12 protein-coding genes are annotated in these 12075 nt (G+C 73.1%); 6 read left to right on the top strand and 6 right to left on the bottom strand.

The window, feature by feature from the left end:
• Positions 1 to 6 precede the first annotated feature (6 nt).
• Both ACIA5G_RS43720 and ACIA5G_RS43715 read left to right on the top strand, forming a co-directional pair.
• Positions 7 to 1134 (top strand): sensor histidine kinase, encoded by a 1128-nt coding sequence (locus tag ACIA5G_RS43720; protein ID WP_395934523.1) that lies wholly within the window; start codon positions 7 to 9, stop codon positions 1132 to 1134.
• The gene (locus ACIA5G_RS43715) at positions 1131 to 1775 is read left to right on the top strand and encodes a response regulator (RefSeq protein ID WP_395934521.1); all 645 of its coding nucleotides are present in this window, start codon (positions 1131 to 1133) and stop codon (positions 1773 to 1775) included. Before ACIA5G_RS43720 ends, ACIA5G_RS43715 begins: the two co-directional genes overlap by 4 nt.
• Before the next feature lie 21 nt (positions 1776 to 1796).
• Here ACIA5G_RS43715 and ACIA5G_RS43710 read toward each other — a convergent pair whose 3' ends face one another.
• Complete coding sequence (locus ACIA5G_RS43710) at positions 1797 to 2354, bottom strand: PadR family transcriptional regulator (protein WP_395934519.1); 558 nt, start codon at positions 2352 to 2354, stop codon at positions 1797 to 1799.
• A 6-nt stretch (positions 2355 to 2360) separates the two neighbouring features.
• Positions 2361 to 2750, bottom strand: a complete 390-nt coding sequence (locus tag ACIA5G_RS43705; protein ID WP_395934517.1) for a nuclear transport factor 2 family protein — start codon at positions 2748 to 2750, stop codon at positions 2361 to 2363.
• 172 nt (positions 2751 to 2922) lie between these two features.
• Here ACIA5G_RS43705 and ACIA5G_RS43700 point away from each other — a divergent pair, with 172 nt between their 5' ends.
• On the top strand, positions 2923 to 3765 hold the full coding sequence (locus ACIA5G_RS43700; RefSeq protein ID WP_395934515.1) for a protocatechuate dioxygenase: 843 nt from the start codon (positions 2923 to 2925) through the stop codon (positions 3763 to 3765).
• On the opposite strand, the gene ACIA5G_RS43695 is transcribed toward ACIA5G_RS43700, so the two are convergent.
• Genes ACIA5G_RS43695 through ACIA5G_RS43685 form a run of 3 tightly spaced genes read right to left on the bottom strand, consistent with a single transcriptional unit; the run spans position 3762 to position 5599 of the window.
• Positions 3762 to 4124 (bottom strand): OsmC family protein, encoded by a 363-nt coding sequence (locus ACIA5G_RS43695; protein ID WP_395934513.1) that lies wholly within the window; start codon positions 4122 to 4124, stop codon positions 3762 to 3764. The genes ACIA5G_RS43700 and ACIA5G_RS43695 overlap by 4 nt on opposite strands.
• A gap of 22 nt (positions 4125 to 4146) precedes the next feature.
• Positions 4147 to 4899 (bottom strand): SDR family oxidoreductase, encoded by a 753-nt coding sequence (locus tag ACIA5G_RS43690; RefSeq protein ID WP_395934511.1) that lies wholly within the window; start codon positions 4897 to 4899, stop codon positions 4147 to 4149.
• Positions 4900 to 4954: 55 nt separating this feature from the next.
• Positions 4955 to 5599, bottom strand: coding sequence for a hypothetical protein (locus ACIA5G_RS43685; protein ID WP_395934509.1), 645 nt, complete (start codon positions 5597 to 5599; stop codon positions 4955 to 4957).
• Positions 5600 to 5722: 123 nt separating this feature from the next.
• Here ACIA5G_RS43685 and ACIA5G_RS43680 point away from each other — a divergent pair, with 123 nt between their 5' ends.
• On the top strand, positions 5723 to 6163 hold the full coding sequence (locus tag ACIA5G_RS43680; protein WP_395934507.1) for a cupin domain-containing protein: 441 nt from the start codon (positions 5723 to 5725) through the stop codon (positions 6161 to 6163).
• Positions 6164 to 6249: 86 nt separating this feature from the next.
• Positions 6250 to 7116: an RNA polymerase sigma-70 factor gene (locus tag ACIA5G_RS43675; RefSeq protein WP_395934505.1), complete on the top strand. Its 867-nt coding sequence runs from the start codon at positions 6250 to 6252 to the stop codon at positions 7114 to 7116.
• 4 nt (positions 7117 to 7120) lie between these two features.
• Here the strand turns inward: ACIA5G_RS43675 and fadD8 are convergent, their stop codons facing one another.
• Positions 7121 to 8716 carry a fatty-acid--CoA ligase FadD8 gene (fadD8, locus tag ACIA5G_RS43670; RefSeq protein ID WP_395934503.1) on the bottom strand — a complete coding sequence of 532 codons (1596 nt, stop codon included), beginning with the start codon at positions 8714 to 8716 and terminating at the stop codon, positions 7121 to 7123.
• Positions 8717 to 8942: 226 nt separating this feature from the next.
• Here fadD8 and ACIA5G_RS43665 point away from each other — a divergent pair, with 226 nt between their 5' ends.
• Positions 8943 to 12062 carry a BTAD domain-containing putative transcriptional regulator gene (locus tag ACIA5G_RS43665; protein ID WP_395934501.1) on the top strand — a complete coding sequence of 1040 codons (3120 nt, stop codon included), beginning with the start codon at positions 8943 to 8945 and terminating at the stop codon, positions 12060 to 12062.
• Positions 12063 to 12075 lie beyond the last annotated feature (13 nt).

The following is a 12075-nucleotide window of genomic DNA, read 5'->3' as shown; positions in this document are numbered from 1 at the left end:
ATCGCGATGAAGCGATGGCTGAGCTGGTGGGACGGCCGGGTCGTCCTGCTCACGCTCGACGTCGCCGTGGCCGCGGCCGTGATCGTGGTGACCCTGACCGGCGGCGACCCGCGTGACCCGCACCCGGCGCTGTACGTCCCCGCGGTGTTCGTCTCGGGCGTCGTGCTGCTCGCGCGCCGCCGCTGGCCCTTCGTGGTGCTGCTGGTCGCGGCGGCCTGCCTGCCGGCCGGGGTGACGCTGCTGCCGATCACGGTGGCGACGTACTCCGTCGCGGCCCGGCACGGCGTCGGCCTCCGCACCGGCGCCGCGGCGATCGTGGCCGGCCTGACCGGCAATGCGCTGGGCCTGCTGAAGGGGCCGGTGAACGTCATGGCGGTGGTGATCCTGCTGGGCCTGTTCGTGGCCGGCCCGGTGCTGGCCGGCCTGTGGATGCACCAGCGCGCCGCGCTGCTGGGCGTCCTGCGTGAACGGGCCGACGAGGCCGAGCGCACCCGGACACTGCTGGCCGACCAGGCCGTCTTCGCCGAGCGGCGGCGGATCGCGCGCGAGATGCACGACGTGGTCGCCCACCGGGTGACCGCGGTCGCGCTGCAGGCGGGCGCGCTGTCGCTGCGGGCGCCGGACGAGAAGACCGAGCAGGCCGCGGAGACGATCCGGGCCACCAGCGCCACCGCGCTGGACGAGCTGCGGGGCATCCTGCGGGTGCTGCGCGACGACGCCCCTTCCGGTTCCGGCGAGGCGAACCCGGGCGTGCTGGCATCGTTGGAGGACCTGGTGGAGGAAGTCGTGACGACCGGCGCCCGGGTCGAGCTGGAGCTGCCGGACCCGCTGCCCGCGGTGCCGGACCAGGTCGGCCGGGCGGTGTACCGGGTGGTGCAGGAATCCCTGACCAATGCCGGAAAACACGCGCCGCACGCCGCCGTCGACGTCCGGCTGGCGGTCACCGGCGACCGGCTCGCGGTAGAGGTCGTCAACCGGCTGACCCCGCACGGCAGCGCCGTCCCGGGGTCCGGTTACGGGCTGGTGGGGATGCGGGAACGGGTGGAGCTGGCGGGCGGTGACCTGCGGACCGGCCCCACCGGCGACGGCCGGTTCCGGGTCTTGGCTGGGTTCCCGGTGGGGGAGGCTTCGTGACGGTCAAGGTTGTGCTGCTGGAGGACGAAGAGCTGGTCCGCAGCGGCATCCGGATGATCCTCGAGTCGGCCGACGACATCGAGGTGGTGGCCGAGGACACCGACGGCTCGCGGGCGGTGGAGCTCACCGACCGCCACCGGCCGGACGTCGTGCTCACCGACGTCCAGATGCCGAAGGTCGACGGCATCGAGGTGGTCCGCCGGCTGGCCGGCCACCCGGCGGCCCCGGCGGTGGTGGTGCTGACGACGTTCGACGTGGACGAGTACGTCTACGCTGCGTTGCGCCACGGAGCGGCCGGGTTCCTGCTCAAGGACACCCCGCCCCGCGAACTCGTCAACGCGGTCAGGGTGGCGGCCCGAGGCGAGGCAATGCTGTCACCGAAGATCACGAAGCGGCTGTTGACGGACTTCGCCGCCGGAGGCGGGACTTCCCGCGCCCGCGCGAAGCTGGCGGCCCTGACCCCGCGCGAGCACGACGTCGCGGTCCACATCGGACGCGGGCTGAGCAACGCGGAGATCGCCCGGTCGCTGGTGGTGAGCGAGTCGACGGTGAAGGTCCACATCGGACACATCATGGCCAAGCTGGCGGCGGGGAACCGGACCCAGGTGGCGATCCTGGTCCACGACGCGGGCTTGAGCTGACGCCGGTGGTGCTGCCCGGGCTTACCGAGCCGCCCGCCGGTCCAGGATCTTCACCGACTGCTCGCACCACCGGAGGTTCTCCCGCTCGAACGACAACCCCCGCATCAGCGTCAAGTACGGCCCGACCCGCTCGGTCTCCGCGAGGTAGTCGTCCTCGAACCGGCCGTCCAGGAGCCGGGCCCGCAGCCGCTCGTAGCGGGCGATCTTGTCCTTCGCGCGGGTCATCCGCTCCTCGAGGGCGCGCCGGACCGCCGGCTCGTCGCCCGCGTCGACCGCCTGGACCTGGACCAGCAGCTCGTCGCGGATCACGCTGGGCCGCGGCGGGCGCGCCGTGAACTCGTGCAGGGACCGCTGCCCGGCCTCGGTCAGCGAGAACAGGCGTTTGTCCGGCCGCCGCTCCTGGTGGACGAGGCGGGCGTGGACCAGGCCGTCCGCCGCCATGCGGTCGAGCTCGCGGTAGAGCTGCTGAGGGGTCGCCGCCCAGAAGTTGGCCACCGAAGCGTCGAACCCCTTGGCCAGGTCGTAGCCCGATGCCTCGCCTTCGAGCAGCGCCGCCATCAGGGCGTGGCGCAGTGCCATACTCACCTAGTTGAGTGCTTCGCGCTGGATCTGCTCGAACTGCGCGGCCATCGCCTCCGACAGCGCCTGGGCGGCCGAGAGCGGGCGGACCATCACCGTGAACTCGTCGATCAGGCCGTTTTCGTCCAGGTGCAGGAAGTCGCAGCCCTCGACCCGCACGTCGCCGATCCTGGCTTCGAAGACGAGGGCGTGGTCACGGCCTTCATCGCCGGTCAGCTCGCGCACGTAACGGAAGTCTTCGAAGACCCGCAGCACTCCACGCAGGATCGCGGCCGTGATCGCCTTCCCCGGGTACGGGCGGAACGCCACCGGGCTCCGGAACACCACGTCGTCCGCCAGTGTCGCGGCCATGGCGTCGGGATCACGGGCTTCGACGGCCTTGCGGAAGCTGCTCATGTCGCACCTCACCTAGTCAATTAGTTGAGTATCAGCGTAGCGCCTTGCCGTCCGTGACCGCTCGGCGACGCACAGCTCTGCCACAGGCCTGGCACAGCTGTGGTCGCCACGCTCCCCAAGGCCGGGTCAGGCGGAAGTCAACCGGCCATTACCGAACTGTGGAAGGACGAACATGGGACACGATCACGAAGGGCAGCGGGTCAGCAGGCGCCGGATGCTCGCCGGGGTGAGCTCGGTCGGCTTGGGCGCGCTCGTGACGGCGTGCGCGGGGAAGAGCCCGGTCACGACGTCGACCGGGGAAACCGTGACGCTGGCCGCGGTCACCGACGCCGACCTGACCGCGCTCTTCACCGGCGCGCGGACCTGCACCCTGACCCCCACCACCACGCAGGGCCCGTACTACTTCGACGCCGACAAGATCCGCAGCGACGTCCGCGAGGACAAGCAGGGCGCAAAACTGCGGCTGGCGCTGCAGGTCCAGGACAGCGAGACGTGCAAGCCCATCCCGCACGCGGTTGTCGAGATCTGGCACTGCGACGCGGGCGGCCTCTACTCCGGCGCGGAAGCGGCGTCGGGTGGTGGTGGCGGCACTCCGCCGACCGGCCCGCCGCCCACCGGCACCCCGCCCACCGGGACGCCGCCGCCCGGCGGTGACCAGGACCTCGAGCCCACCGACGACAAGCGGTACCTGCGCGGCGCCCAGGTCACCAACCAGCGGGGGATCGTCGAGTTCACCACGATCTGGCCGGGCTGGTACCGCGGCCGCACGATCCACGTGCACGTGATGGTCCACGTCGGCAACGAGAAGACGCTGACCACGCAGCTGATGTTCGACGAAACGCTCAACACTCAGGTGATGGCCACCGAGCCGTACGCGCAGCGCACCGGCCGGGACACCTTCAACGACGGTGACTCGATCTACCAGCCGAGCATGCTGCTGAAGGTCACGAAGGCGCGTGACGGCTACGTCGGCTGCATCGTGCTCAACGCCGACCCCGACCACGACGGCGCCTAACCCGTCAGCAGTTTTGTGTAGGGACAACGGGTTTTTGCGCGTTCGACCAGGTCTGACGCCACGCCGGTGACCACCACGCCGGCGCGCACCCGGTGGCCGCCGGCCGGATCACGGCCGACGGCCACCGTCACCGCGACGGTCAGCGCGGCCGGGTCGACGCCGGCTTCGCGCGCGAGCACGCTCAACGTGCCGTGCAGCGAGGCGGCGTACCCGGCCGCGAACAACTGCTCCGGGTTGGGGCCGGCACCGCTGCCGCCGAGCCCGGTGGGAAGCCGGACGTCGACGTGCAGCCCGGCGTCGGTGGACCGCGCCCGGCCGGACACCCGGCCGTGCGCGAGCGGGCCGCCGGTCACCGTCACGGTGGTGGTGTAGAAGGCGGGGTCACGGCCGGGAATCGTGGGCCAGCCAGGCGGCCAGGGTGGTCTCGGCCAGGTGCGCGCCCGGCCCGGGCAGGAGGTCTTCCGGTCCCGGGACCGCGCCGAAGTACGGCGCCTGCGGGTCGGTGACGACCTGGCGGGGGTCGGAGCGCGCGGTCAGCACGGTGCGCACCCACTCGTCGAGGCCGAGCACGTCGGGGCCGGCGACCTCGGTGATGCCGCCGAGCGGGCTCCCGGCCGCGGTCCGGCCGACGGCGGCGGACACGTCGGCGGCCGCCATCGGCTGCACGCCGGCACCCGGCAGGTGCACCACGCCGTCGGTGGTCGAGGTGTCCGCGATCCCGCCGGCGAACTCGAAGAACTGGGTCGCGCGCACGATCGAGAACGGCAAGCCCGACTCCGTGATCAGCTGTTCCTGCGCGACCTTCGCGCGGAAGTACCCGACGTCCGGCTGCCGGTCCGTGCCCACCACCGACAGCGCGACGTAGTGCCCGACACCCGCTTCCTTCGCGGCTTCGGTCAGGTTCCCGGTCGAGGTGCGGAAGAAGGCCATGACGTCGTCGTCGGCGAACGACGGCGAGTTCGACACGTCGACCACGACGTCCGCACCCTGCAGCACCTCCTTCAGCCCTTCGCCGGTCAAGGTGTTCACCCCGGTGCTGGGGGCGGCGGGCACCGCCTCGTGGCCGTGCTCGGCCAGCCGTGCGACCAGGTTCGTGCCGATCAGACCGGTTCCGCCGATGACGACGACCTTCATGTCCGTTCCTTCCGCTCGGCGCGGTCCCGGCGGACCCGGGACGACTGCGCACCCACTACGACAAGACAGCGGGCGGGTTCGTGACAAAGCCCCGCACCTTCACCGGGTTGAGCACCACCCACAGGTCACTGATCACCCGATCGGGGGCCCGCCAGACGACGATCGCGCCGACGTGGCCGTCCACCTGCACCACGAGACCCGTGCCGCCGTTGACCGCGCACCGATGCAGCTTCGTGTCGGGCCGCGGTGCCAGCAACGCCAGCACCGCCGTGGTCACCGCGGCGCGGCCGCGCACCGGCCGGTCCGCCGTGCGCACCTTCCCGCCGCCGTCGAACCACGCGGTGACGCCGGGCGCCAGCAGTGCACCCAGCGCCGTGGCGGATTCTTGTTCGCAAGCAGCGCGGAACCGGCCGGCCAACTCGTCAGGCGGGCAGGCGGCAGCTCGGTACGGCACGGGCGGCCGGGGTGCGGACGGCCGTGGCGGGGGAGCGGCGAGACTCCGGACGCAGTGACGTCCGGCCGCCCGCGTCAGCCAGGCGAGCGGTGATCCGATGGCGGCGCGTTCGGGCGCGGTGAGCGCGTACCAGGCGCGGTACGCCTCGTCGGTCACCAGCTCGGCGCCCGGCCCGGCCAGCCACTCCGCCACGTCGAGCAGGTGCCGGCGCTCGGCGAGCACCTCCGCCAGCGCGGGATCGGCCATGGCCGCGCTCCTCTCGGTCGTCCGTACCGACAAGGCAGCCCGCCGGGATGTGACGCACGTCGTGTCACAACTGCGGCACACGCCTTGTCCTGACTGAGCGAGCCGACTTTCAGGGAGGAACCGATGACCACCCACGACGTCACCCACCCGCACGCCGCCGGACCGCCGCCGAAGCTGGAAGTGGTCGCGACCGTGCCGGGCGCGCCGCAGATCCATGAGAACGCCGAGGCCATGACGATCCTCGTCACGCTGCCGCCGGGCAGCCCGGGCGCGCCGCCGCACCGGCACTCGGGCCCGGCCTACGGGTACGTCGTCCGGGGCGAGATCGTCTTCGAGCTGGAAGGCGAGCCCGAACGCGTTGTCAAAGCCGGCGAAGCGTTCTGGGAGCCGGGTGGCGACGTCATCCACTACCAGGACGGAAACCACCTGGCCGACACGGAATCCGCCTTCGTGGTGACGATGTTCTGCGTGCCGGGGCAGCCGATGCTGGTGCCGGTGAGCGCGGAAGAGCTGGAGCAGCGCCGCGACCGGCGGGCACCGCGGCCCGTTCGCCCCAACGGATGATCACCGGCATCGCCGGTCCCGGGAACCGGACGGCGGCGGGTACGCTGCCGTCCGGCCGGCCCGCCGCCCCGAAGGGATCCGCACGCATGGAGGACCTCGACGACGCGGCCGCCGTCTTCGCCGAGGTGCGGCCCCGGCTCTTCGGGATCGCCTACCGCATGCTGGGCAGCGCCGTCGACGCGGAGGACCTCCTCCAGGAGGTGTGGCTGCGCTGGCAGACCTGCGACCGGTCCGTCGTGGCCAACCCGGGCGCCTACCTCGCGACGACGACCACGCGGCTGGCGATCAACGCGACCCGCACGGCCTACGCGCGCCACGAGACCTACATCGGCCCGTGGCTGCCGGAGCCCGTCGACACCTCGGCCGACCCCCAGCTCGGCGCCGAACGGGGTGCCGCGCTGGAGCTCGCCGTGCTGCTCCTGCTGGAAAAGCTCACCCCGACCGAGCGCGCGGCCTACGTGCTTCGTGAGGCCTTCGACTACCCGTACCGCCAGATCGCCGAGATCGTGCAGACGACCGAGGTCACGGCGCGCCAGCTGGTCAGCCGGGCACGCAAGCACCTCGCCGCGGAACGGCGCACGCCGGCCGAACTGCCCGAGCAGCGACGGCTCCTGACCGCGTTTGTCGCCGCCGCCCAGGCGGGCGACTTGTCGACGCTCGAGAAGCTGTTCGCCGCCGACGTGATCAGCTACTCCGACGGCGGCGGCGTGGCGCGGGCTTCGCGCATCCCGGTGCGCGGCGCGACAACCGTCGCGAAGTACGTCCGTGCGTTCGCCGACCGGTTCTGGGCCGGCGTCGTGGTGACACCCACGATCGTGAACGGCGCGCACGCGATGCGGCTTTCCCGCGACGACGAGGTGTTCGCCGTGGTCACCGTCACCGCGTCGGCCGACGGCCGCATCGACCAGGTGCTGTGGATGATGAACCCCGGCAAGCTCTCGGCCGCCGTATAACGCCCTACACGGCCGCGCTCCGCGGCTCGTACTGGGCGCGCAGGGCCTTCTTGTCCGGCTTGCCGAGCCCGGTCATCGGCAGGGACGCGGCCACGATCACCTGCTTGGGCACGTGCACCGGGCCCTTGCGTTCGCGCACCGCCGCCTGGATTTCGCCGGTGAGCCGCTCGATCGCCGCGTCGTCGGAGCCGGCGTCCGAGCGCAGCACGACCACCGCCGTCACCGCCTCGCCCCACTTGTCGTCGGGCGTGCCGATCACGCCGACCTGCGCGACCGCGGGGTGCTCGGCGACAACGTCCTCGACCTCGCGGGGGAACACGTTGAACCCGCCGGTGACGATCATGTCCTTGACCCGGTCGACGATGAACCAGAACCCGTCCTCGTCCTCGCGGGCGACGTCGCCGGTGTGCAGCCAGCCGTCGCGGAACGTCTCCGCGGTGATTTCGGGCAGGTTCCAGTAGCCGGCGGCGAGCAGCGGCCCGGCCACGCAGATCTCGCCGGGTTCACCGGGGGCGACCGGGTTCCCGTCGTGGTCGAGCAACGCCGTGCGCAGGAACGCCGACGGCCGCCCGCAGGAGGCCAGGCGTGCGTCGTCGTGGTCACCCTTGGCGAGGTAGCTGATCGCCATCGGCGCCTCGGACTGGCCGTAGTACTGCGCGAAGATCGGCCCGAACCGGTCGATCGCCTCCCGCAGCCGCACCGGGTTGATCGACGCGGCGCCGTAGTAGACCGTCTGCAGCGACGAGAGGTCGCGGGTGCGCGAGTCCGGGTGGTCCATCAGGGCGTAGAGCATCGTCGGCACGAGCATGGTCGCGGTGATCCGCTGCTCTTCGATGATGCGCAGCACCTCGGCGGGGTCGAACTTGGGCACCACGATCAAGGAACCGCCCTTGAGCAGAGTCGGGGCGAAGAACGCCGCACCGGCGTGCGAAAGCGGGGTGCAGATGAGGAACTTCGGCGCCTCGGGCCACTCCCACTCGGCGAGCTGGATCTGGGTCATCGTCGCCATCGCCTGCGCGGTGCCCATGACACCCTTGGGCTTCCCGGTCGTCCCGCCGGTGTAGGTGATCGAGACGACGTGGTCCGGCGGCAGGTCGGCGGGCGCCAGCGGGCGCGGCTCGAACGTCGCGGCGGCCGCGGTCAGGTCCTCGCCGACGGGGGCGAGCTGCTCCGGCACCGGCCCGATGGTGAGCACCTTGGACAGGCCCGGGACCTGCTCGAGCAGGCCGAGCGCGCGGTCGACGAAGGCCGGCAGCGGGTCGATGATCAGCGTGGTGATGCCGGCGTCGCGCAGGACGTAGGCGTGGTCGTCGAGCGAGCCCAGCGGGTGCAGCGCGGTTCGCCGCGAGCCCTGCATCTGGCCGGCGGCGATGATCAGCAGGACTTCGGGGCGGTTCGACGACAGCAGCGCCACCGCCGCGCCCGTGCCGGCCCCGAGCGTCTCGAAGGCCTGGGCGTACTGGCTGACCTGCTCGGCGGTCCGGCCCCCGGTCATCGTGGTCTCGCCCAGCACCATCACCGGCGCGTCCCGGTGGCGCTTCAACGCGGCGACGACCAGGTGCCCGAGGTGGTTCGGGTACCGCATCGGCTGCTCGTCCATCCCGGTCCTCCCACGGCGTAAACTAGAACACGTTACTGTTTTCGGCACTATACCCGCACGGCGCAAGAGTTGTCCGTGCCGACGGCCGGTGGAACGCGTTCCCGTGCCGGAAATGACCCCTTAGCCCGGCCGCCGGGCCCCGCTAGCCTGAGCGGAGCCACTTCCTTGTGTGCCGGTGACCGGGCCGACTAGGTTCGGCGGCCAGCAGCCGATTGTGGGGACCACGGTGGCGAGGTCGGTGCGCATCCAGGTGCTGGGTTCGGTGCGGGCGTGGCGTGACGGCACGGAGCTCGATCTCGGGCCGCCCGGCCGCCGGGCGGTGCTCGGGTTGCTCGCGCTCGCCGGCGGCGACGCGGTGGCCCGGCGGGAGCTCGTCGACACGCTCTGGGGCGACCGGCCGCCGCCGAGTGCGGTGAACGTCGTCCAGACCCACGTCAAGCACCTGCGCCGGCTGCTCGAGCCCGGCCGCGCGCCACGATCCGGCAGCGGAGTGCTGCCGCACATCGGCGGGGGTTACGCCGTGCGGCGTGACGCCGTCGACGTCGACCTGTGGCAGTTCCGGGCGCTCATCGCCGAAGCGAACAACGCCCACCGTGACGCCGATGCCGTCCGTGTCACCGCTTCACTCGGTGAGGCACTGCGACTGTGGCGCGGCCGGCCGCTGGCGGATCTCCCGTTGCTGGCCGCGCATCCGAAGGTCGTGTCCCTGATCGCGGAGCGCCGGGAAGCGTTTACCCGCTTCGCCGACGCGATGATCACCGTCGGGTCGGCGGCAGAGGTCCTGCCCGGGATCGCCGAAGCCGCCGCCGAGCAGCCGCTCGACGAATCCGCGCAGGCCCTGCTGATCCGCGCGCATCACGCTCTTGGCCAGCGCGGCGAGGCGTTCCGGCTCTACCGGCAGGCGCGGGCGCGGCTCGTCGAAGAGCTCGGCATCGACCCGGGGCCGGAGCTCCTCTCCGCCCACGCCGCACTGCTGCAGGACGACGGCGTCACGGCACCGGGGCCCGCGGAAACCCGGCCGGCGCAGCGGATCCCGAAGCAGCTGCCCGCCGGGTCCGACGGGTTCACCGGCCGCACCGCCGAGCTGTCCTTTTTGGACGGCACGGTGGCGGCGGGCGGGACGATCGTCGCGGTCTCCGGCACCGCCGGCGTCGGCAAGACGGCGCTGGCCGTGCACTGGGCCCACCGCGTCCGCGACCGGTTCCCCGACGGCCAGCTCTACGCGAACCTGCGTGGCCACGCCGAGGGCGCGCCGGCGCCACCGGTCGAAATCCTCGCCCAGTTCCTGTCCGCGCTGGGGATCCCGGCCGAGCGGGTGCCCGCCGACGCGGAAACCGCCGCGGCCCTGTACCGGACCCTCACGACCGACCGGAAAGTGCTGGTGCTGCTGGACAACGCGGCCGGCCCGCAGCAGGTCCGCCCGCTGCTGCCGGCCGGGCCCGGGTGCCTGGTCGTGGTGACCGGCCGCGACCGCATGACGGGTCTGGTGGCCGTGCACGGCGCGCGCCGGCTCACGCTCGACGTGCTGAACCCCGAAGACGCCGTCGAGCTGCTGGCCGGTGTTCTCGGCCGGGATCGGGTCCGGGCCGAAGCGGAGGCGGCCGTCGAGTTCGCCAAGCTGTGCGTGCACCTCCCGCTCGCCCTGCGGATCGCCGCGGCCAACCTCGCCGACCGGCCCGGGTACGGGATCGAGGACTACGTCGCGGAGCTGCGGGAAGGCAACCTGCTCGCCGCTCTCGCCGTGCAGGGTGACGAACAAACCGCCGTGCGGACCGCCTTCGACCTGTCACACGCCGCGCTGCCCGCCGATGCGCAGCGGCTGTTCCGGCTGCTGAGCCTGGTCCCCGGCGCGGACGTCGGCGCGGAAGCCGTCGCCGCCCTCGCCGGCACCGAGCCGGCCCGGGCGGGCGCGCTGCTGGAGCGGCTCGCCGGCGCGCACCTGGTCGAACACCACACGCCGGGCCGCTACCGCTTCCACGACCTGCTCCGCCGGTACGCCGCCGACCAGGCCGAACGCCTCGAGCCGGTCGAGGAACGCGAGCGCGCGCTGCACCGCCTGTTCGACTGGTACCTGGGCGCGGTGGACGGCGCCGCCCGCCTCCTCTACCCGCACATGCTGCGGCTGCCGGTGCCCGAAACCCGCGGGCCGGCCGGCATCACCGAACTCGCCGAGGCCTCGGCCTGGCTGGACGCCGAACGCGGCAACCTCGTCGCGGCCGTCCGGCACGCCGCGCACAGCGGACCCGCGCCGATGGCGTGGCTGCTCGCCGACGCGCTGCGGGGGTACTTCTGGGTGTGCATGCGCCGCGTCGAGTGGCTGGCGACCGCGGAAGCCGGGCTGGCCGCCGCCGAAGCGGCCGGGGACCCGCGTGCGCAGGCCGCCACCCGGCTCAGCCTCGCCGACCTCCACTTCCGGCAGGGCCGTTACCGGCCGGCCGTCCGGCACTACACGGCCGCGCTGCTGTTCGCCCGGCAGGCGGGCTGGGTCGAAGCGCAGGCCGCCGTGCTCGGGAACCTCGGGTGCGTCTACTGGCAGTCCGGGCGGCTCGCCGACGCCGCGTCGCGGTTCGAACGCGGTCTCGCCCTGAGCCGGCGGACCGGGCAGCCCGCCGGGGAGGCCGTCGCGTTCGGCAACCTCGGGCTCGTCCACTGGGAGATGGGCCGGCTCGCGCGGGCCGCCGACCACTACGCCCAGGCGTTGCGCCGGTACCGCCGGATCGGCTCCCGCTACGGCGAAGCGATCAACCTCGCCAACCTCGGCCAGGCCCAGCGCGCCCGCGGGCGGCCGGCGGAGGCGGCCGAGCTGCTCGGCCGGGCGCTGCACCTGCACCGCGAGGCGGGCAACCGGGGCGGTGAAGCCGAAACCCACTGCCGGCTCGCGCTGGCGCACGGCGACCTCGGCCACCGCGCCGAAGCCCTCGACAGCGCCCGCGCCGGACTGGCGCTGGCGCGCGAAGCGGGGGACCCGCGCACCGAGGCGGAAGCGCTCGCCGCCTTCGCGGCCGTGCTCCACCGGCTCGGCGACCGGCCGGGCGCCGCCCGCCGCTACGGCGAAGCCCTTGACCTGATCCGCGAAACCGGTGACCGCTACCCGGAGGTCGACGCGCTGATCGGCCTGGCGACGGCCACCGCCGACCCCGGCCCCGCGCGGCAGGCGCTCGCGCTGGCCGAGCGGGCGGGCTACCGGGCGTTGCAGGGCCAGGCGTTGACGGCGCTGGCCGTCGTCCAGCTCGCCCACGGCGAGTCCGCCGCCGCCGAGGAGCACGCGCGCCGGGCACTGGCCGTGCACCAGGAGACCGGGCACGGCACCGCGGAGACGGCTGCCCTCCTCGACCGCCTTCTGTGACCACTCTGCTTGA

Origin of the sequence: Amycolatopsis sp. NPDC051758 (assembly GCF_044453095.1) — a bacterium.
In the GTDB taxonomy this organism is placed as follows: Bacteria; Actinomycetota; Actinomycetes; order Mycobacteriales; family Pseudonocardiaceae; genus Amycolatopsis.
This window is presented reverse-complemented; position numbering and strand designations above follow the sequence as displayed.

Excerpts from the sequence above, each read along its gene's own strand:
- ACIA5G_RS43720 (WP_395934523.1), top strand. The coding sequence starts at position 7 with ATGAAGCGATGGCTGAGCTGGTGGGACGGCCGGGTCGTCCTGCTCACG.
- ACIA5G_RS43710 (WP_395934519.1), bottom strand. The coding sequence starts at position 2,354 with ATGGCACTGCGCCACGCCCTGATGGCGGCGCTGCTCGAAGGCGAGGCA.
- ACIA5G_RS43705 (WP_395934517.1), bottom strand. The coding sequence starts at position 2,750 with ATGAGCAGCTTCCGCAAGGCCGTCGAAGCCCGTGATCCCGACGCCATG.
- ACIA5G_RS43700 (WP_395934515.1), top strand. The coding sequence starts at position 2,923 with ATGGGACACGATCACGAAGGGCAGCGGGTCAGCAGGCGCCGGATGCTC.
- ACIA5G_RS43690 (WP_395934511.1), bottom strand. The coding sequence starts at position 4,899 with ATGAAGGTCGTCGTCATCGGCGGAACCGGTCTGATCGGCACGAACCTG.
- ACIA5G_RS43685 (WP_395934509.1), bottom strand. The coding sequence starts at position 5,599 with ATGGCCGATCCCGCGCTGGCGGAGGTGCTCGCCGAGCGCCGGCACCTG.
- ACIA5G_RS43680 (WP_395934507.1), top strand. The coding sequence starts at position 5,723 with ATGACCACCCACGACGTCACCCACCCGCACGCCGCCGGACCGCCGCCG.
- ACIA5G_RS43675 (WP_395934505.1), top strand. The coding sequence starts at position 6,250 with ATGGAGGACCTCGACGACGCGGCCGCCGTCTTCGCCGAGGTGCGGCCC.
- fadD8 (WP_395934503.1), bottom strand. The coding sequence starts at position 8,716 with ATGGACGAGCAGCCGATGCGGTACCCGAACCACCTCGGGCACCTGGTC.